This is a genomic window from Colwellia sp. C2M11 (assembly GCF_018860915.1).
Classification (GTDB): Bacteria; Pseudomonadota; Gammaproteobacteria; order Enterobacterales; family Alteromonadaceae; genus Colwellia.
Map to the genome: position 1 here is coordinate 319,291 of NZ_JAHKQD010000009.1, position 21,613 is coordinate 340,903.

General features: G+C 37.5%; 17 protein-coding genes and 1 pseudogene. 9 read left to right on the plus strand and 9 right to left on the minus strand.

Annotated elements, in window-relative coordinates:
* Positions 1 to 27: 27 nt before the first annotated feature.
* From ilvA to ilvG, 5 genes are all read right to left on the minus strand, one after another.
* Positions 28 to 1,581 (minus strand): threonine ammonia-lyase, biosynthetic, encoded by a 1,554-nt coding sequence (gene ilvA, locus KO509_RS03305; protein ID WP_215971857.1) that lies wholly within the window; start codon positions 1,579 to 1,581, stop codon positions 28 to 30.
* Positions 1,582 to 1,669: 88 nt separating this feature from the next.
* Positions 1,670 to 3,532, minus strand: coding sequence for a dihydroxy-acid dehydratase (gene ilvD, locus KO509_RS03310; RefSeq protein ID WP_215971858.1), 1,863 nt, complete (start codon positions 3,530 to 3,532; stop codon positions 1,670 to 1,672).
* Positions 3,533 to 3,784: 252 nt separating this feature from the next.
* Positions 3,785 to 4,711 (minus strand): branched-chain amino acid transaminase, encoded by a 927-nt coding sequence (locus KO509_RS03315; protein ID WP_215971859.1) that lies wholly within the window; start codon positions 4,709 to 4,711, stop codon positions 3,785 to 3,787.
* Between the two features lie 113 nt (positions 4,712 to 4,824).
* Complete coding sequence (gene ilvM, locus KO509_RS03320) at positions 4,825 to 5,082, minus strand: acetolactate synthase 2 small subunit (protein ID WP_215971860.1); 258 nt, start codon at positions 5,080 to 5,082, stop codon at positions 4,825 to 4,827.
* 1 nt (position 5,083) lies between these two features.
* Positions 5,084 to 6,748 (minus strand): acetolactate synthase 2 catalytic subunit, encoded by a 1,665-nt coding sequence (gene ilvG / locus KO509_RS03325; protein WP_215971861.1) that lies wholly within the window; start codon positions 6,746 to 6,748, stop codon positions 5,084 to 5,086.
* Positions 6,749 to 7,238: 490 nt separating this feature from the next.
* Between ilvG and KO509_RS03330 the strand changes: the two genes are divergently transcribed.
* The gene (locus KO509_RS03330) at positions 7,239 to 8,762 is read left to right on the plus strand and encodes a YifB family Mg chelatase-like AAA ATPase (RefSeq protein ID WP_215971862.1); all 1,524 of its coding nucleotides are present in this window, start codon (positions 7,239 to 7,241) and stop codon (positions 8,760 to 8,762) included.
* Positions 8,763 to 8,849: 87 nt separating this feature from the next.
* Here KO509_RS03330 and ilvY read toward each other — a convergent pair whose 3' ends face one another.
* Entirely contained in the window at positions 8,850 to 9,743 is an 894-nt protein-coding gene (ilvY, locus tag KO509_RS03335) for an HTH-type transcriptional activator IlvY (protein WP_215971863.1), read from the minus strand.
* Between the two features lie 188 nt (positions 9,744 to 9,931).
* Here ilvY and ilvC point away from each other — a divergent pair, with 188 nt between their 5' ends.
* From ilvC to KO509_RS03360, 5 genes are all read left to right on the plus strand, one after another.
* Positions 9,932 to 11,413, plus strand: coding sequence for a ketol-acid reductoisomerase (gene ilvC / locus KO509_RS03340; RefSeq protein WP_215971864.1), 1,482 nt, complete (start codon positions 9,932 to 9,934; stop codon positions 11,411 to 11,413).
* A 167-nt stretch (positions 11,414 to 11,580) separates the two neighbouring features.
* Positions 11,581 to 11,898 carry a pyrimidine/purine nucleoside phosphorylase gene (locus KO509_RS03345; protein WP_159817105.1) on the plus strand — a complete coding sequence of 106 codons (318 nt, stop codon included), beginning with the start codon at positions 11,581 to 11,583 and terminating at the stop codon, positions 11,896 to 11,898.
* 12 nt (positions 11,899 to 11,910) lie between these two features.
* Positions 11,911 to 12,672, plus strand: a complete 762-nt coding sequence (locus tag KO509_RS03350; protein ID WP_215971865.1) for a sulfite exporter TauE/SafE family protein — start codon at positions 11,911 to 11,913, stop codon at positions 12,670 to 12,672.
* A gap of 296 nt (positions 12,673 to 12,968) precedes the next feature.
* Complete coding sequence (locus KO509_RS03355; protein ID WP_215971866.1) at positions 12,969 to 13,943, plus strand: stomatin-like protein; 975 nt, start codon at positions 12,969 to 12,971, stop codon at positions 13,941 to 13,943.
* 62 nt (positions 13,944 to 14,005) lie between these two features.
* Entirely contained in the window at positions 14,006 to 14,464 is a 459-nt protein-coding gene (locus KO509_RS03360) for an NfeD family protein (RefSeq protein ID WP_215971867.1), read from the plus strand.
* A 296-nt stretch (positions 14,465 to 14,760) separates the two neighbouring features.
* On the opposite strand, the gene yegD is transcribed toward KO509_RS03360, so the two are convergent.
* Complete coding sequence (yegD, locus tag KO509_RS03365; RefSeq protein WP_215971868.1) at positions 14,761 to 16,116, minus strand: molecular chaperone; 1,356 nt, start codon at positions 16,114 to 16,116, stop codon at positions 14,761 to 14,763.
* A 131-nt stretch (positions 16,117 to 16,247) separates the two neighbouring features.
* On the opposite strand from yegD, the gene KO509_RS03370 reads away from it, so the two are divergent.
* The gene (locus KO509_RS03370; protein WP_215971869.1) at positions 16,248 to 16,640 is read left to right on the plus strand and encodes a Fis family transcriptional regulator; all 393 of its coding nucleotides are present in this window, start codon (positions 16,248 to 16,250) and stop codon (positions 16,638 to 16,640) included.
* Between the two features lie 30 nt (positions 16,641 to 16,670).
* Here the strand turns inward: KO509_RS03370 and KO509_RS03375 are convergent, their stop codons facing one another.
* Both KO509_RS03375 and proB read right to left on the minus strand, forming a co-directional pair.
* Complete coding sequence (locus KO509_RS03375) at positions 16,671 to 17,927, minus strand: glutamate-5-semialdehyde dehydrogenase (RefSeq protein ID WP_215971870.1); 1,257 nt, start codon at positions 17,925 to 17,927, stop codon at positions 16,671 to 16,673.
* 61 nt (positions 17,928 to 17,988) lie between these two features.
* Positions 17,989 to 19,092 (minus strand): annotated as a pseudogene (gene proB / locus KO509_RS03380) (glutamate 5-kinase); the annotation flags it as partial.
* Between the two features lie 222 nt (positions 19,093 to 19,314).
* On the opposite strand from proB, the gene KO509_RS03385 reads away from it, so the two are divergent.
* Complete coding sequence (locus KO509_RS03385) at positions 19,315 to 20,226, plus strand: acyltransferase (RefSeq protein ID WP_215971872.1); 912 nt, start codon at positions 19,315 to 19,317, stop codon at positions 20,224 to 20,226.
* A 9-nt stretch (positions 20,227 to 20,235) separates the two neighbouring features.
* Positions 20,236 to 21,492 (plus strand): mechanosensitive ion channel family protein, encoded by a 1,257-nt coding sequence (locus tag KO509_RS03390; protein WP_215971873.1) that lies wholly within the window; start codon positions 20,236 to 20,238, stop codon positions 21,490 to 21,492.
* The last annotated feature ends 121 nt before the right edge of the window (positions 21,493 to 21,613 follow it).

A 21,613-nucleotide genomic window follows, 5' to 3' on the forward strand; every position in this document is an offset into this window, starting at 1 on the left:
ATATAACTAACTTAAGCAGCGGGTTAACTAGTTGAGAAATACTTGATAAGCGAGATTTTCAGTCGCTTCTTCAAATTGATAACCCAAAGCATTCAAATGCTCAAAGAAGTCATTTTCTTTACTAGGATCAAGCTCAAAGCCTGCAAGCACTTGTCCAAAAGCAGCACCGTGATTGCGGTAATGAAATAATGTGATATTCCAATGTTCACCCATCGCATCTAGAAATTTTTCTAATGCGCCAGGGTGTTCTGGAAATTCAAAGCTAAAGATACGCTCGTTATCATTATCAGCACTACTTTTACCGCCTATCATATAGCGAACATGTAATTTTGCTAGCTCATTATCGGTAAAGTCGTTTACTTGATAATTTGCCTGTGCTAACTCGCCAAGAAGTTGTTGGCGCTCTGTGTCATTACCACCTAAGCGTACACCAACGAAAACATTAGCATCTTGTTGGCCGTTATAGCGATAATTAAATTCAGTAATTGCTCTATTACCTAATGTTTGGCAAAAACGTTTAAAGCTACCCTTTTCTTCTGGGATAGTAACAGCAAGCACTGCTTCTTTATTCTCACCTAACTCACAGCGCTCTGAAACATAACGTAACGTATGAAAATTCATATTAGCACCAGATAAAATGGCAGCTAGAGATTCTTCACCTTTACTTGTTGCACAGTACTTCTGTAAACCAGCTAAAGAAAGTGCACCAGCGGGCTCTGCAATTACTCGTGTTTGTTCGAAAATGTCTTTTATTGAAGCACAAATCTCATCAGTATTGACCGTAATTACATCATCACAGTAGCGTTTAATTAAATTAAAAGTATGCTCACCAATACGCTTAACTGCAACGCCATCCGCAAATAAACCTACCTGCTCTAGATCAACAGGAGTACCTGCGCTAAGTGCAGCTTTCAAACAGGCTGAATCCTCGGCTTCAACACCAATAATTTTAGTATTTGGGCTCAGTTGTTTTAAATACACTGACATACCAGCAAGTAGGCCACCACCACCAACAGGTATAAAAACTACGTCGGCATGAGGTAATTGTTGCAACAGCTCTTTAGCAACAGTACCTTGGCCAGCAATCACATCAACATCATCAAAAGGATGAATAACGGTTTTCTTTTCAGCTTGAGCATATTCGACAGAAGCTAATTGCGCTTCATTGAAGCTGTTACCGACTAAACGAACTTCACCGCCAAAACGTCTAACATTATCAACTTTAATGTCAGGGGTGGTTTTAGGCATGACAATAGTCGCTTTTATGCCTAATTTATTTGCTGCTAAGGCTAAACCTTGCGCATGGTTTCCTGCTGATGCGGCAATAACGCCATGAATACATTGCTCTTCGCTTAGGCTGGACAGCTTATTATAAGCGCCACGTAATTTAAAAGAATGTACCGGCTGTTGGTCTTCACGTTTTAAATATATTTGATTATTTAAACGAGCAGACAACTTTGTTAACGGTGTTAACTCAGTTTCTACCGCAACATCATAAATTGGGGCAAGTAAGATACGTCTTAAATAATCTAGTTGTTCTGCGTGCTCTGATAATAGCGCTTGGCTTTGTTTTTCGGTCATTGGATCTATACTTCACTTGCTGAGTTAAGTAAAAAAACGCCATCATTAATATCAGGCGCTTTTTACTTTAGTACTTAAAAATTAATCGTTATTTATTATCTAAACCATCTAAAAGTGCACGATTTCGTACCGCACCTTTATCAGCGCTAGTTGCTAACATGGCATAATTTTTTAATGCGTAGCTGATAGGACGAATACGATCTACAGGTTTCCAAGCGTCTCTGCCTTTTGCTTCCATCGCTGCACGACGAGCATTAAGCTCTGCTTCAGGTACTTGTAAGGTGATTTCACGTGTAGGGATATCGATATGGATAATGTCCCCCTGCTCTACTAATGCAATTGCACCACCATCAGCAGCTTCCGGAGATACATGGCCAATTGATAAACCTGAAGTACCACCAGAAAAGCGACCATCAGTAAGTAAAGCACATTCCTTGCCTAAGCCCATCGACTTCAAATAAGTGGTTGGGTAAAGCATTTCTTGCATGCCTGGGCCACCTTTAGGACCCTCATAGCGAATAACAACAACTTCTCCGGCAACAACTTTGCCATCAAGAATACCGGCTACCGCATCATCTTGGCTTTCAAAAATATGAGCAGGTCCAGTAAATACTAAGTTGTCGTCACTTACGCCAGCTGTTTTAACTACACAACCATCTACAGCGATGTTACCTGAAAGTACCGCTAAGCCACCTTCAGTAGAAAAAGCATTATCAATACTACGAATACAACCACTTACTCTATTGTCGTCTAAAGTATCCCAGCGACAATCTTGACTAAAGGCTTTGGTTGTACGGATACCAGCAGGGCCTGCACGATAGAATTTTTTAACGTCTTCATCGTCTGTTACTTTAATGTCGTACTTAGCAATAACATCCGCTAAGCTTGTACCTAAAATATTTGGTACATCTGTTTTTAATAAACCTGCACGTGCTAATTCACCTAAAATTGCAATTACACCACCAGCGCGATGCACATCTTCCATATGATATTCAGGTGTTGATGGTGCAACTTTACATAGTTGTGGAACAAGACGTGATAACTTGTCCATATCTTCCATGGTGTAATCAATTTCAGCTTCTTGTGCTATTGCAAGTAGATGTAGAATAGTATTGGTTGAGCCACCCATAGCAATATCTAAGCACATAGCATTTGAAAAAGAATCTTTGTTAGCAATATTATGTGGTAGTGCAGACTCATCGTTATCGTGATAATAACGTTTAGTTAGTTCAACAATTTGCTTACCCGCATTTAAAAATAATTGCTCACGGTCAGCATGAGTCGCTAGCATTGAACCGTTACCTGGTAAGGCTAAACCTAGTGCTTCAGCTAAACAGTTCATGGAGTTCGCGGTAAACATGCCAGAACATGAACCACAAGTAGGGCATGCAGAACGTTCGATTTTATCGCTTTGTTCGTCACTTACTTTGGGGTCTGCACCTTGAATCATGGCATCAACTAAATCAAGTTTAATAATTTGATCGGAAAGTTTAGTTTTACCTGCTTCCATTGGACCACCAGAAACAAAAATTACTGGGATGTTTAAGCGCATTGCTGCCATCATCATTCCTGGAGTAATTTTGTCACAGTTTGAAATACATACCATGGCATCAACACAATGCGCATTAACCATATATTCAACTGAATCGGCAATAAGATCACGTGACGGTAAGCTATACAACATACCTGAATGTCCCATGGCAATACCGTCATCAACAGCGATAGTATTAAACTCTTTCGCAACACCACCAGCCTCTTCAATAGCGCCAGCAACTAGCTGCCCCATGTCTTTTAAATGTACATGACCTGGTACAAATTGCGTAAATGAATTAACAACAGCAATAATCGGCTTGCCGAAATCACCGTCAGTCATTCCTGTTGCACGCCAAAGCGCACGAGCACCAGCCATATTACGGCCTTGAGTTGAAGTTGCAGATCTTAATTTAGGCATGATGTTATGTTCCGTTTGAAAATAGTGAAGTAAACCTTATTTTGAAAACATATTAAAAGAATAATGTCCGATAATAGGCTTTTAAATTTAAATTTTTGTGTATGTATAAGTTTTTATGTTTCATATGTGACAATTTAGCTTGCCATCATTGAAATACAGTAGCAGTAAAGGAAGCACAGCGTTTATTACTATAAGTGAGTCTTTCCAATGCCGCTACTATAGAAAATATCAATGAATAGCGTTGTTATTTTGCTATTTTACAGGGTCTAACCAACCGTCAGGTATTGTTGTAGTACCATTAAACATACCAAAGAAAGCATCTTGAATAGCTTTAGTAATAGGACCACGAGAACCTGTGCCAACAGCAATGCCATCAACTGATTTAACGGGTACTATTTCAGTTGCAGTACCAGTCATAAAGAATTCATCGGCAAGGTATAAGCCTTCACGAGCAATGGTTTCTTCACGTACTTCGTAACCTAATTGTTTAGCAAGTACAAATACAGTATCACGTGTTAAACCTTGCAAAATTGAAGCAGTGCCTGGTGGGGTAAAAATAATACCATTACGTACTAAAAATAAGTTTTGACCCGCGCCTTCACTAACTTGGTTATTTACATCCAGAGCAATCCCTTCAGTGTAACCATGACGACCAGCTTCCATTGATATTAATTGCGAAGAAAGGTAGTTACCACCAGCTTTAGCCGCAGTAGGCATAGTATTAGGGGCTAACCTGTTCCAAGTTGAAACACCTACATCAACACCATTTTCGATCGCTTCAGCACCTAAGTAGGCTTCCCAACTAAATGCCGCTATCATTAAATCAGCTATCGCATCAGCAGGCGGACGTAATCCCATGCCAACATCACCTAAAAAGGCTAAAGGACGTAAATAAGCTGCTGTTAGATTGTTATCTTTTACGGCATCCTTACAGGCTTGCATTACTTCTTCTTGAGTATAAGGTATGTTCATACGATAAATTTTAGCGGAATCAAATAAGCGCTCAATATGCTCTTTCAAACGGAAAATACACGTACCTTGGTGAGTATCATAAGCACGAATACCTTCAAATACTGATGAACCATAGTGTAAAGCGTGACTCATTACATGAACGGTAGCATTTTGCCACGGCATGAGTTCACCATTGAACCAAATTAGATCTGCATTTACTTTTGCCATTATATGTTCCTATGTTTTCTGTCACCTTATTTACATTGAATAAAGTGACCTAAATAATAATTAAACTTTTTGTAAGTTAGTGCTTAGCTAATAATAGGCTAAACACTATAACGTTAAGCGTTAGATAGCTGTGTCGCGTTATTGTCTACCTTGACACTCTTGATGTCGACCAGTTTATTAATTTGATCAATTAATAGTGTAATAGGGCGATCACTACTCACTAATAACTCAATGGTGGCAATATTATTCGTGTTATTAACGCTGGCGGTAATACCATCAATTAAAAAGCCACGATAACGAGTCACTTGTAAAATCCGCTCAAGTACAACCTGTTTATCGTCGGTCATGATGATTAGTGTATAATTGTTCATGTTAAGCGCTCTCCATCATTTCGTTGTTAGCACTGTTTGGCGGTACTAAAGGCCATACATTATCTTTGGCGTCAATTTTTACTTGTAAAAAATAAGGACCATCGTGATCTAGCATTTCATTGATTGCATCAGTCACTTCACTTTTTTGCGTAATTTGCTTGGCTTTTATATCGAAAGAGCGAGCTAGCATACAAAAATCAGGGTTGTCAGCTAAATCCGTTTCACTTAGTCGCCCTTCAAAGAATAAATCTTGCCATTGACGAACCATGCCTAGCTTTGCATTATCTATTAACAAAACTTTTACTGGAATTTGATAACGTTTAATTGTTGCTAGTTCTTGTATGTTCATCATGATAGAACCATCACCAGATACTGTGATAACTGTATCGTGCGGGCGACTTATCTGTGCACCAATCGCGGCTGGTAAACCAAAGCCCATGGTACCCATACTACCACTGGTTAAAAAGTTACTTGGCTCATCAAAAACCATATGCTGAGCTGCCCACATTTGATGTTGACCAACATCGGTAGTAACACAGGTGTTTTTAGGCATTAAATCACTAACTTCTTTTAATACTGCTGGGGCAAAAATACTGTCACCAGGGTGATCGTAGCGCCAAGCACAATCAGCTTTCATTTTTTGAATGTTTGCTTGCCATTCTGTAATGTTTAGCGACATAGTTAATAAAGGTAAATTTTCCTTTAAGTCACCTAAAATAGGGGCGTCAGCTTCTCTACGTTTATTAATTTCAGCAGTGTCTATATCAAAATGAATCACTTTCGCGTCAGGTGCAAATTGGTCAAGTTTACCAGTTACCCTATCATCAAAACGTGCACCAACAGCGATAAGTAAATCACAGTCATGAACAGCTAAATTAGCTGCTCGTGTACCGTGCATACCTAGCATACCTAAATAGTTTTCATCTGTTGCATCTAAGGCGCCTAGCCCTTTTAACGTTGAAACCGAAGGGATGCCAGTTTCACGCGCAAATGCTCTCACTTCTTCAATAGCATTTGCCATACCTACACCACCACCCACATATAGAATAGGTTGTTTAGCATTGGTAAGTAAATCAAGAGCTTTGCTGATATCAGCAAGTGGTAACTTCACTTTATTTTTAAGTGGTGCTGCTGATTTAAAGTTTTGCTCTACTGCCGCCATTTGTACATCTTTAGGAATATCTACAAGTACAGGCCCTTGTCTACCTTCTAAAGCAATTTCAAAGGCTTGGTGTAAAACTTTCTCTAATTCATCTACATGATTAACTTGGAAAGAGTGTTTAGTACAAGCGAGTGATAAACCGAAAATATCTGTTTCTTGGAAAGCATCACTACCCATTGCGGCGGTAGGCACTTGGCCTGTAATTGCAATTAGGGGAATTGAGTCAGCAAGCGCATCAGCAAGACCAGTAATTAGGTTTGTGGCACCTGGTCCAGAGGTTGCCATACAAACACCAATTTTACCTGAAGCTCGGGCATAACCGACAGCTGAAAATGCAGCGCCTTGCTCATGTCTACAAAGAAAATGCTGAACATTGCTATCATACAATGCATCATAAATAGGCATAATAGCGCCGCCCGGATACCCAAAAACATGATTAACGCCATGCTGTTCAACTACATTAAATAGTAATCCGCCGCCAGTTAACGGTTTGCTGTCAGTCATGATAATTCCAAAGTTGTTTAGTGTTTTAAATTTTTCCCTAAAAACACAAAACCCTCGGTTCTTTCGAAGCGAGGGCTTATGTTTCTGTATTGCTTTTCTTTAGCTCAACGAAAACCCCCGAGATGATTCAATCACCACGACGAGCACGTTTATAATAATTAATAAGTTAAAGTGTTGCATTGTTGTCTAGTTTACTTTTTTTTAGGTTAAATATAAAGCTCATTTAGCTAAGAAGTGATAATTTATATTCTTATAGTGAATTTTTATTCACGTCTTTTTTATCTTCTATTTAAATTAGTACCATAGCACTAATGTTTGGAGCAAGCTTTTTTTCTCAGTTTTTAGCTCTATCGAAAGAAGTAAAAGTTATATGAAAAAACTGAGGTAATAGCCGAGTAAAAAATATGAAGTAAAAATTTTGTGATTAAAATTAGAATAACAAAGAATATTTTCCTACACTGAACAAGAAGAATGAATAAATGGAATTAATATGTCTCTTGCCTGTGTTTATAGTCGAGCGCGTGTTGGTTTAGAATCACCGCTTGTTACTGTTGAAGTTCATCTTGCTAATGGTTTGCCTGCTTTTCATATTGTTGGCTTACCTGAAGCTTCAGTTAAAGAATCAAAAGACCGTGTTCGTAGCGCTATTATTAATTGTGGTTACGAGTTTCCCGCAAAAAGAATAACCATTAATCTTGCCCCAGCAGATTTACCAAAGGAAGGTGGTCGTTTTGATCTACCTATTGCTGTTGGAATTTTAGCGGCTTCTGAACAGATTCCTCAAGTTGATTTAGCACAATATGAATTTGCCGGTGAATTGGCTTTGTCAGGTGAGTTGAGAGCCATTATCGGCGAAATACCTATGGCTATGGCTTGTAGTGAAAGTAAGCGAACATTAATTGTTCCACGCGAAAATAGTGAGCAGGCGAGTTGGGTTAAAGAGGCTAAAATTCATGCTGTGGAACATTTAAGCCAGCTTTACGCGCATTTTTCGAGACAAATGATTTTACCTTTTGTGGAGGAAAAGGCACTTGAGCAGTTTACTGATATCAATGAACTCGATATTAGTGATGTTATTGGACAGCCACTTGCTAAACGTGCTTTAGAGCTAGCCGCAAGTGGTAATCACAATTTACTTTTTATTGGCCCGCCTGGCACAGGCAAAACCATGTTAGCAAGTCGGTTAGCCGGAATTTTACCTAAGATGACTGAGCAAGAAGCGCTAGAAGTTGCTGCTATTCAATCGATAACAAACCAAAAGATAAACGCCAAGTCTTGGTTAACACGGCCTTTTCGTGCGCCTCACCATACTGCATCATCAGCTGCTCTAGTGGGTGGTGGAGGACAACCTCAACCAGGGGAGATCTCGTTAGCACACAATGGCGTTTTATTTCTTGATGAACTTCCTGAATTTGAACGCAAAGTACTTGATGTACTGCGTGAACCGATGGAATCCGGAGAAGTGACTATCTCTAGAGCGATGCACAAACAAAGTTTTCCTGCCAGATTCCAGCTTATTGCGGCCATGAACCCTAGCCCAACTGGCTTTTACAATGATAATCGTAGTACTCCCGAACAAGTATTACGTTATTTGAATCGCTTGTCTGGTCCTTTTTTAGATCGAATTGATATTCAGATAGAAGTTGCGCGTTTACCTAGAGGCACTTGGGCTGGAGATACTGATATGAATGAAACCAATGAGATTGTTCAGGCGCGTGTGCAGGCTTGTAGAATGAAACAATTAGCACGGCAAAACAAGGCCAACGCGCATTTAGGCACCAGTGAGTTAAAAAGTTATTGTCACTTATCCGCTGAAAATAATGAGTTTCTCGAACTAGCGGTAGAAAAGTTGGGACTTTCTACTAGGGCTCATCATAAGATTTTAAAAATAGCTCGAACCTTGGCAGATATGGCCGATGAGAATGATATTACTCATGCACATATTACAGAAGCATTGTCATACCGGGCAATGGATCGCCTATTGCGTCATTTAACTAGTTCGGTATCGGTATGATGAACAGGATAGCAATATTTTTTGTCATTCCGTTTGTGATTTAATACGGAATTTTATGAGTTGTGTACTTAGAGTTTGATAAGGCATTTAGCTGATCGAAGCAAAGAAAGCCTTAATTAATGGCTGTGATTTAGATTGATTTAAACAACATACCCCTAAGTCAAATGGTTCTATCTCGCCGACATCAGCTAAGTATTGAACGCGATCTTTTACAGGACTATTTTCAACGACCACTTGGGGCACTATGCCAACGCCACAGCCTAAAGCAACCATACTCACCAAAGCCTCATGTCCAGAAACTGTTGCGTAAATATTGGCTTTACCTTGTTGTTTTTTTCTATACCAATATTCAAAACGTTTACGAGCTGTACCATGTTCTGGCAGTATAATGGGCACTTCTGACCAAGGTATTGTTTTGTTTTTTTGTCGGTCTATTTGTAATAACTGTAACACTCTGCATTGCATAGTTGGTGCAATAACAGCTAACGGAATGGTGGCAAGATGATGAAAATAAACACTTCTCGGTATATGCTCAGGATATGCAGCAATGGCAAAGTCGACCGATTTATTTTGCACAAACTCTAAGCCGTCGGCAGCATCACCTGTTGTTAGCATAATTTCAACTAACGGATGTTGACTTCTAAAGCGTTCAAGTAAAGGAGGTAAATGGCTGTATGCGGCGGTAACCGAGCAGTAAATATGTAATTTTCCGGTTAATAGTTCCTTTTTTTCATCTAAAGAATTTTTGAAAAATTGCCATTGCTCTAATTGTTGCTCAGCATAAAGTTTAAATTTCTTTCCTGCATCAGTTAGCTCAACACTACGATTATCTCTATGAAGCAAATCACTGTTAACTTCTTGCTCTAAGCGTTGAATTACCCTGCTTAACGTTGAAGGACTGACATGAAATGCTAGTGCAGTTTTCCCAAAATGTAATGTTTGGCTCAAATGTACAAACATAGATAATGTTTTTTGTTCCATCTTTTTCCTTTAAGAAATAATAATGTTGGCGTCTATAACGTCTATTATTGCATAATATGAAACGTATGGATGCAAATATATCATTTTATGCAATGCTGTTTTTGCGTTATGCTCTATTCAACTTAATACTATCGCTTAGCAATCTGACGATAGCCGACCATTATTTAGCAATACGAATAGGAAATATCATGAGCAATTATTTTAACACCTTAAGCCTACGTGAAAAACTTGGCCAATTAGGCAAGTGTCGTTTTATGAAGCGTGAAGAGTTCAGCGATGGTTGTAACTTTATTAAAGATTGGAACATTGTTATCGTTGGTTGTGGCGCACAAGGTTTAAACCAAGGTTTGAACATGCGTGATTCTGGCTTAAATATTTCTTATGCATTACGTGATGAAGCGATTGCAACAAAACGTCAATCTTGGCAGTGGGCTACTGAAAATGGTTTTACAGTAGGGACTTATGAAGAATTAATTCCTCAAGCTGATTTAGTATTAAACCTAACGCCTGATAAGCAACATACAGCAGCAGTAACTGCAGTAATGCCACATATGAAACAGGGTTCAACGTTAGCTTATTCACATGGTTTCAATATTGTTGAAGAAGGAATGCAAATTCGTCCTGATATCACCGTAGTAATGGTTGCACCTAAATGTCCAGGTACTGAAGTACGTGAAGAATACAAACGTGGTTTTGGTGTACCAACACTTATTGCTGTTCACCCAGAAAATGATCCGCAAGGTAACGGTTTAGCTATTGCTAAAGCTTATGCAAGTGCTACTGGTGGTGATAGAGCGGGTGTTCTAGAGTCTTCATTTATTGCTGAAGTTAAGTCTGATTTAATGGGTGAGCAAACTATTCTATGTGGTATGTTACAAACAGCAGCAGTATTAGGTCACAAACAATTATTAGAGCAAGGTGTTGATGCAGGATATGCACGTAAACTACTACAATATGGTTTAGAAACTACCACTGAAGGACTGAAACACGGCGGCATCACTAATATGATGGATCGTTTATCAAACCCAGCTAAAATTAAAGCGTTTGATATGTCTGAAGAGTTAAAAGTTATCTTACGTCCATTATTTGAAAAGCATATGGATGACATCATTGAAGGCCGTTTCTCAGAAACTATGATGGCTGATTGGGCAAATGATGATGCTAACTTATTGAAATGGCGCGCAGAAACTGCTGAAACGTCTTTTGAATTAGCACCTGATTGCGATACAGAAATTACGGAACAAGAATATTACGATAAAGGTATCTTTGTTGTAGCAATGATTAAAGCTGGTGTAGAGCTAGCATTTGAAGCAATGGTTGCTGCTGGTATCATTGATGAATCTGCGTATTATGAGTCATTACATGAAACACCATTAATTGCTAACTGTATTGCACGTAACAAATTATATGAAATGAACGTAGTAATTTCTGATACTGCCGAGTACGGTAACTACTTATTTACACATGCAGCAGTACCTCTATTGGCTGACTTTACTAGCAAATTAACACTAGAAGAGTTGGGTGGTGGTATTACTGATAGCTCAAATGGCGTTGATAACGTACGTTTAATTGAAGTAAATGAAGCTATTCGCAGCCATGGCGTTGAAGTAATTGGTAAAGAGCTTCGTGGCTACATGACTGATATGAAAAAAATAGTTGAAGCGAACTAATCACTGATTCACTCAGCTTAATTAGTTCAACAGTGCTAGGTTAATCTATATTTGGTTAACTTGAGCAGACTAGAAACGGCATATAATTTTCAACAAGTTAGTGCCGTTTTTTATTTATAGCCTTTTCACTTTATTTAACAATTAACAAATTTAATAAGGAAGACATCATGTCTGATTTTAAAGAAGTAAGTATTAACAGAGCAGCAAATGTATATTTCGACGGTAAAGTTGTAAGCCGCACTATCACTTTTAAAGATGATAGCTTCAAAACATTAGGTGTTATGCAAGCCGGGGATTACCGTTTTGATACTAAAGAAGCCGAGTTAATGGAAATTACTGCAGGTGATTGTGAAATTTTACTTGAAGGCGCTACACAGTGGCAAACAATCAAAGGTGGTGAATCATTTAACGTTGATGCGAATAGCTATTTCGACATAAAAGCAAAAACGATCATTGATTACTGCTGTACTTATATCAGCGAGTAAGTATGAGCCATTATGTTCAATAGCATCGAATTATATCAAGCCATTATTCTTATTGTTATAGGGTTAATGGCTGGTGTCATTAATACGCTAGCTGGCGGAGGATCGAACTTATCTTTGCCAGCGCTAATGATGTATGGTTTACCAGCCGATGTTGCTAATGCGACGAATAGAGTTGCAGTTTTAATGCAGTCGATAACCGCTTCTCGTGGTTTTTATAAGCATGATAAAATTGATTCAGATTCTATTAAAGACAGTTTTATTCCGTTATTTTTGGGTGGTTTAGTTGGCGCAGTTACTGCTTCTTATCTTAATGTAGAGTTACTTAAGCCTTTATTGCTCGGCACTATGATTGTTGTTTCAATATGGGTAATTTTTAAAAGTGATACCAGTCCTAAAGATAACGACAAAAGAAAGAGTTGTTTTGAGAGTAAGTTAACTCTATTAACGACTTTCGCCGCAGGTTTTTATGGTGGATTTATTCAGGCCGGTGTTGGTTTTGTTTTAATTGCCGCGTTTGTTGGCGTTTTAAATTATGATTTATTACGTGCTAATGCAATGAAAGTAGTTGCTACCGTTATTTTTACCAGTATTGCCTTACTTGTTTTTATTGTTAGAGATCAAATTGCTTGGCTTCCTGGAGTATTATTAGGTGTAGGCAGTATTATTGGTGCGCAAATCGGTGTTAAGTTTGCTATTGAAGTGAAAGCGAAAACATTAAAAATTATGGTTTTAGTGATGACTGTTTTTGCTAGTGTCGCTGCATTCATGCAGTAGTCTTTCTGCAATGATATTTTTCAATAATATTATCAATATTATTCTCATAAATTATCGCGTGCCTGCGCTAAATAATACGTTTATTATATAGCCTCTATCTATTATCTATTATCTATTACCTTCCTCTCTAGACAAGCTACGCTCAAGTGATATCTGTTATTAATATTCAGCATGGGTAAAAATAGCTGACAGTGATCCAGCTTGATGTTCTAATGGGCTTCTGATTTATTTTATTTCAATTGGAATGCTATTAATACTAATGTTGGTAGCGTAAATAATAAAAGGACTACATTTGCATGCCTATATTTGAACAACTACTTACTAATCCTATACTTTGGCTTACCATCGTTATTTTATATACCTTAAAGAAGGGCATATATTTTGTTCCGCAAAACCGTGGTTATGTTATTTACACGTTAGGGAAATACAATAAAACGCTTTCAGCAGGATTAAACTTTATTATTCCTTTCGTACAATCAGTCGCTGCTGATCGTAATTTGAAAGAACAATCATTAGAAATTATTTCGCAAGCAGCGATTACCAAAGATAATATCACCTTAGAAATTGATGGTATTTTATTTTTAAAAGTAATCGATGCTGCCGCCGCAACGAACAACATTACCGACTATAAATTATCAGTTACACAACTAGCCATGACAACTATGCGTAATGCTATTGGATCAATGGAATTAGATGAGTGTTTTCAAAATCGGGATATGATTAATGCGCAAATTTTAAATGCGATGACCGAAGCGACAGCACCATGGGGTGTTATGGTTACTCGTTACGAAATCAAAGATATTATGCCGCCACAAACAATCCGTGAAGATATGGAAAAACAAATGACAGCTGAACGTGAAAAACGTTCTGTTATTTTAACTGCTGAAGGGGTGAAAACGGCAGCAATTACTGAAGCTGAAGGGCATAAACAAGCGAGAGTATTAGATGCAGAAGCCGCTAAGGCTGAGCAAGTATTAGCAGCAGAAGCTTCGAAAGAGTCACAAGTTCTTATGGCAACAGGTAAAGCGGAAGCCATTCGTTTAGTTGCAGAAGCTGATGCTAGTGCATTAGAAGTGGTGGGTAGTGCAGCTAATACAGATCAAGGTAAGGCCGCAGTAACTTTAACCTTAGCCCAAGACGCTATCTCTGCCCATCAAGCCATTGCGAGTGAAAGTACAGTAGTACTGACCGACGGTAAAACAGGTGATAATATTGCGAATACGGTTGCACAAGCTATTGCTGTTTCAAGTAGTTTGAAGTTAACGAGTTAGTTATATATTTTAGCCTAACATTGAAAATATTAGGCTTACTCTTTCTATATTAAAGAGGCATTATGGAATATTTTTTAGAAAATCCCGACCACTTATGGTATTTAATTGCGGGTCTAAGCTTTGTTATTGAGCTGAGTATTATGGGGCTGAGTGGTCCGTTATTATTTTTCGCTATAGCAAGTTTACTCACTGGTATTCTAGTTAGCATAGGGGTTATTGATGGCTGGCAAAGTGAAGTTTTTAGTGTTGGTTTATTAACAGCATTAATCGCTTTTATTCTGTGGAAGCCATTAAAGAGATTTCAAAATACAAAAAGCAAAACCGATAACTCTAGTGATATGATTGGTTTGAAAGTACCTGCAAGTAGTGAAATAAATGCTAGTGGCGGTACTATTCGATATTCAGGTATCAACTGGCCGGCACGTTTAGCTGATGAAGCAGATGTTGAATTCATTAGCGAGAAAAGCCTTTGTCAAATTGTTGCTATTACCGGTAATACTATGTTGGTTAAGCCGATATAATTGATCAATAAACATTGATATTAGTGCTAACAAAAACGACGCATAAGCGTCGTTTTTTATCGGTAAAATATTTTACTATATATACCCGTAATCAATGAAGATGCAGGTTTTATGTTGGGCTAAAAAGTCAGTTACTGCGTTGTGCTCAATCCCAATAGCAAGCTATTAGTCAATCACACGCCTTGTCTCTAACATTTTATCCTCATCCTAAATTCCAGCACTTTCAATGGTCACGGGTATAAGCCGTTGTAGCGTAGGCGAATAACCTATGCACTTATAGCAATTTCATTAGTTGGTTACTTAAAAATCTTATCCGCCCAACGGGCTAATCCTGACGTTACACTGCCAAAATGGTCACCGACAATAATAGGAATATTTGGCATTTGTGCTTGGATAAACTCACTTAATACGGGCGATTTTGCGGTACCACCGGTCACAAAAATGACTTCAGGTTGACACTGTGCTTGATCAACGGCTGATTTCATTAACTCACCAATACTTTCTAATGTGCGATTATTTGCTAAGCGTAAAGTTTCTTTCGTCACTTCAGCAGACAGGCCATCGGTAATATCGTCTAAGTTAATGCTTTGTTTGTCTTGCTCAGACAAGGCTATTTTTGCTTGTTCAGCCGCATTAACTAACTGATAACTTAGTTTATGATCGTGTACTGTTATTAAACGTTCAACAACATTTTGTTCCTTAGCCTCACGAGACAATTGAACTAATTCGCGTCGATTTTGCGCACTATAAAATGCGGTTTGTTCATTAATATTATTAATGGCTAAGGCTTGGTAAAAACTACTCGTTGGCATAGGCTTGCCTGTTTTTAATAAACTATTCATGCCCAAGCTTGGCATAATACCTTGCAGTGCTAATTGAATGTCAAAGTCATTACCCGCCACACGTACACCACTATGAGCAAGTAAGTGTTTGGTACGGTCATCATTATTACTTAGTTCAGGCCCCATTAATAACATCGAGCAATCACTAGTTCCGCCACCAATATCAACCACTAATACACGTGTTTCTTTGGTTAAACTCGATTCAAATTCAAAACCCGCAGCAACAGGTTCAAATTGAAATTCTACCTCTTTAAAACCAATACGTTTAGCCGCATTTGTGAGCACATTAATTGCTTGTCGATTGCTTTCTTCGCCATGTAAGCCTTGAAAGTTTATTGGACGTCCAATGACTGTTTTTGTTATTTCATGACCGAGTGTTGCTTCTGTGAGGTTTTTAACATTGCTCATCATTGCGGCAACAATATCTTCAAATAATTGTATTTGTGCTGGCGCTAGGCCGCTAGCACCTAGGAAAGATTTTGGTGACTTTATATAATAACCTTCTTCCGGATCTTCCAAATACTTTTCAAGCGCTGCCTTACCAAAAACCAAGTCTGTTTCAATGCCATCAAATGCCAATTCTCGTAAGGCTCTTTGGCTTTTTTGTAGTTGAACTTGACGCTCCTTTTGAAAGTTACTTTGTTGCTCACCTTTTAATTGCTGATTTAACCAATGAGTGATGATGTCACGATCGGGAGCGTATAAATTGGATGCTATTGTATTCTTATTTAGTAGAGGAACTATTTGGGGTTGACCATTATCCATAACAGCAACACTACAATTAGATGTGCCGTAATCAAAACCTATCATTTACTACCTACTTTTATCTCTACCAAAAACGGCCGCATAGCATACTGAGTTAATGTCTTAGGTACAAGTGCTGTATTAAGTTAAAATAGCTGTGTTAAAAAATAATATTTAAAATATAGGTAGTGATTAATATGAAGTTAAATAAAACCAGTCAAAAAATTGATAATAACATTTGTAAAGCGTTAACCATTGCCTGTGAGTCTTCTTTACATGAAGTGCCAGGATTTGTATGGCTGACTCATAGAGCTAATTACACTAATTTTCCTGCTAGTTTGGTGATTACCTGTGTTTTTGAATTAGAGTCTGAAATTGAAGTAATGAAAGAGCAACAGCAAGATGAATTATTGCGTAATGCAATTTTAAAGCAGTTAGTGAAGGTTGGTGTTGTTTTGAAAAATATTAAACAACAAGTACACTTTGATAGCGAAGAGGCTTGCTTAAAATATCATCAAGGTGAATGGCCAAATAGATTAGCATTACCTAAAACGAAACAAAAACCTAATGCAGCGAGAAGGCCGCATTAGGTGATTTTAACGAATCAATAAAGCGATCAATTAGTCCCTAACTTGTCCGTCACCATAAACAACAAATTTTTCTGTCGTTAATGATTCAAGCCCCATTGGACCGTATGCATGAAGTTTACTGGTCGATATACCAATTTCTGAGCCAAGGCCTAATTGGTTACCATCAGAAAACCTAGACGAAGCATTTATCATTACCACAGAAGAGTTTATCTGACGAATAAATCGCTGAGAACGCGAAGTATCTTGCGTCACAATGACTTCAGTATGATCAGAAGTAAACTCATTGATATGAGCCACAGCATCATCATAGCTAGCAACTACTTTTACAGCAATTTCTTGCGCTAAATACTCTGCGTGATAATCATCATTAGTTGCTTGTTCTGCATTATCAAAATAACTAAGACTATTTTCACAAGCGTGAATTTTTACATTGGCAGCATTGGCTAATGCTTTAGCTGCTAATGGTAAGAATTGCTCTGCAATTTCACTATGCACTAAAACAGTTTCTAGTGAATTACAGGCGCTTGGTCTTTGTGTTTTACCATTAACTAAAATGTTTACTGCTTTAGTTAAGTCGGCATATTTATCAATAAATAAATGACAAACGCCTTTAAAATGCTGAATCACTGGAATACGACTGTTTTCCGTAACATAACGAATCAAGCCTTCGCCACCACGAGGAATAACTAAATCAATGGTTTCACTTTGTTTTAATAATTCTTCAATAACGCTGCGACTCGTATCAGGAATTACGCTAACAATGTTTTTATCAACACCGTGATCGGTTAACACTTTATGTAAACAATTCGCTAATGCTAAATTAGAATGAATCGCTTCAGAGCCACCGCGAAGAATAACGCCGTTACCTGACTTAATACAAAGCGCCGCTGCTTCAGCTGTTACATTTGGACGTGCTTCATAAATCATTGCAATAACCCCTAAAGGGATACGCATTTTACCTACTTGCATACCATTTGGACGTAGCGCTAAGTTAGCAATGTCGCCAACGGGATCTGTTAAGGCGACTATTTCGCGAATAGCACTGCTGATATCTTTAATACCTTGGTCAGTTAGTAGTAGTCTATCAAGCATTGCATCAGCTAAGCCTTTTTCTCGACCTGCTTCAATGTCTTTACTATTTTCGCTAATGATTTCAGTACTATTTGCTTCTATAGCGTCAGCTATTGCGTTTAACAATGCATTCTTTTCAATGGTTGTTAGCTGTGCGGCTACTCGGCTAGCAACTTTTGCATTCGTTGCCATTGTCGCCATATTAAATTGGTGCATTTGTTTTAGTTCCTTTTTCTTCACTGTTTTTAGGGGCTACTTTTGCTGGTTTAACTTCAACATTTTGTTCAAGAATAACCATGTCATCACGATGTATAACTACATCACCTTCTTCATGCCCTAAGATAAGTTTAATTTCATCACTGTGTTTGCCCTTGATACGCTTTAACTCTTTATTGCTATATTGAGTGATACCTTTAGCAATAATGGTTTTAGTTTGTTGATCAACAAGGTCAACACAATCACCAACGTCAAAGCTTCTGGCGACAGATTTTATGCCAATAGGTAATAATGAAGCGCCTTTGTTTAGTAAGGCGTTAACTGCGCCTTTGTCTAGGGTGATTCTACCGTGACTTTTTACGGTGTGTTTAAGCCAATGTTTTTTAGCTCTAATAGTATTTTTATCGGCAGAAAAGCGTGTGCCAGGATTTATTTGTCTGATTAATGAGCTAAATACTTCGCTTTTAGTACCATTGAGAATATAAGTATTAATGCCATGCTCAGTTGCTTTTTCTGCGGCTTCTATTTTTGTTTTCATGCCACCCGTAGATAAATGATTGCGGCTAGTGCCAGCCATAGCATATATCTCGTCAGTGATTTCATCGATTATGGGGATAAGTACCGCGTCATCGTGGATGTTAGGATCTTTAGTAAATACGCCATCAATGTCACTTAAAATAAACAAGCTATCAGCTTCACACACTTGTGCTACTAGGGCTGAAAGGTTGTCGTTATCACCTACTTTTAGATCTTCAGTGGTTACCGTATCGTTTTCATTAACGATAGGAATAATGCCATTCTCTAATTGAATTTGAATGGTATCTCTGATGGAAATATACCGTTCTCGATCTTCTAGATCATCTTGCGTGATTAATATTTGGCTGCAAGGAATATCAAAAAAACGTTGCCAGTTCGCCATCATTTTCATTTGACCAACACTCGACATGGCTTTCTTTACTGATGGAGATAATTCAGGACTGCCGTGTCGAATAACTGTGCGACCAGCGGCAACACCGCCAGAAGATACGAGAATCACTTCTTTGCCTTGTTGATGGCATTTAGTGATGAATTGAGCAATGGCTAGAATATATTGCCCACTACAACCAGTTTTTGATGGTGCTACTAAGGCGCTACCGACTTTAATTACAGCACGATTAAAATTCATTTTTCCTCCTGTTATGATTTAACTATTTACAGTATGATGAAAACGAGGTAGTCATTCAACTTATATAGCGAAAAAGGCGCTATAACGTTAGACGTTATTGTGATCCTAAATAGCAATAAAGCATATCTTGTTACTATATCGTAATTAACAATACAATTTACTGGCAAAGCATGATTAAATATAGTTAATTTTTCTTTGGTTAACTGTTTATAATTTTTTAACATGCTAAATTTATTACCCGCACCATTTCTTGGACTACTTTCTTTTATTTTTTATGCCCTTAACACTATTTTTTGGGTTGTTCCTATTGTTATTTTTTCATTATTTAAAGCTTTAATACCGTTAAATTTTTCTCAAAAGATTTTTAGCTATTTATTAGATTTAATGGCAAGTAATTGGGTTGCTATTAACACGATCAATCAAAAATTATTTACTAAGGTAAAACTTCATGTAACCGGTTTAGAAGAGCTGAGCACGAAAGACTGGTATTTAGTGTTAGCTAATCATCAGAGCTGGGTTGATATTATTGTGCTGCAGCGAATATTGCATGGCAAAATACCTTTTTTGAAGTTCTTTTTAAAAAGAGAGTTGCTTTATGTCCCTATTCTAGGATTAGCATGGTGGGCATTAGATTTTCCTTTTATGAAACGTTATAGCCAGTCATTTTTGAAAAAAAATCCTCACCTAAGAGGTAAAGACCTAGAGACAACACGTAAGGCTTGTGAAAAATTTAAGCATAAACCCGTTAGCGTAATGAGTTTTATCGAAGGAACGCGCTTTACGCAAGCTAAACACGATAAGCAAAATTCACCATTTAATCATTTGCTTAAACCTAAAGCTGGTGGTGTGGCTTTTGTACTTGATGCCATGGGCGAGTATTTAACCACCATTGTTGATGTAACTATTTATTACCCAGACGGAATTCCTAGCTTTTGGGACTTTTTGTGTGGTCGTGTTAAAGATGTGTATATTGAAATTAATACATTTGACATTAACAGTGAGCTTAGTGGTGACTACATGAATGATAGAGCTCATAAAATTGCTTTTCAAAAGTGGTTAACGCAATTTTGGCATGAGAAAGACGCTAGACTTCTCAATTTAAAGAAAAATTCGTCATCTGATATTGATAAATAAGGGACTAATATGAATGAATTAATTATGACTTGGCTGGCCGAGCAAGGAGTTAATAAAAATTACCTTGAAATGAGTGCAATGGTATTAGGTTTAACTTTTATTATATTTACGGCAACGATTAGCTATTACATTGCTAAAACTCAAGTGATTAACGTTGTTCATAAACTGATTGTTAAAACAAAAAACACTTGGGATGACGCGTTAATTGAACATAATGTCTTAACGCGATTTACCTTATTATTACCTTTTATATTAATATTATTTTTAACACCATTAGTTTTTCCAAGCGAACTTATAATAGCCGATTTGTTAGTATTGTTTGCGAAAGTATTTTTAACCTTTCAAATAGCTCGAAGTATCAGTGCTGTATTAAATGTTAGCAAATGCTTATACGGTGAAACAGCTAAACAAAAATATTTGCCACTGAATGCTATTATTCAAGTGATCAAATTAGTTATCTATTTAGTGGCTGTGATTGTAATTATTGCATTAATTTTAGATCGTTCACCTGTTTATTTATTGAGTGGTTTAGGTGCTTTAACCGCGGTGTTAATTTTAGTGTTTCAAGATACGATCAAAGGGTTAGTTGCTAGTATTCAAATTTCAGCAAACAAAATGGTTGTTGCGGGAGATTGGATTGAACTACCTAAATATGGGGCTGATGGCGATGTTATTGAAATAGGCTTAAATACAGTAAAAGTACAAAATTTTGATAAAACGATTACAACAGTACCAACTTATGCTTTGATAAGTGATTCGTTTAAAAACTGGCGTAATATGTACCATACTGGTGCTAGACGTATAAAACGAACGTTAATTATAGATATCAGCAGTATTGATTTTTATTCATTAGAAAAAATAGACTTTTTAGCTAGCACTAGCTTATTAAAGTCTTATTTAACCGATAAAAAGCAAAGGCTTGAAGATGAAAATAAAGCGTTAGATCAAGATGGGCGTTTAAATGACATTGATAGCCGACAATTAACGAACATTGGCACATTTCGCGCTTATATTGAAATGTATTTACATCAAAATACGAATATTCGAAATGACTTAACTTGTATGGTGAGGCAGTTGCCTGCGACTGAAAGTGGCTTACCTTTAGAATTATACTGCTTTGCTAATTCAACAGATTGGAAAGTATATGAAGGTATTCAAGCAGATGTGTTCGATCATTTATTTGCTATTGCTCCACATTTTGATTTACGTATATTTCAAAACCCTACAGGGCATGATTGGAAAAATGCATTAAATAATAACGCCTAACAAGTATGTTATTTTTACCGAGAGCCTTTCTTAATCACGTGGCTAATGCGGCATAATAAGAAAAGGCGGAATAGTGTTAGCTATATCCGCCAATCGCCTTTAGATTTTTATATAAAATTTA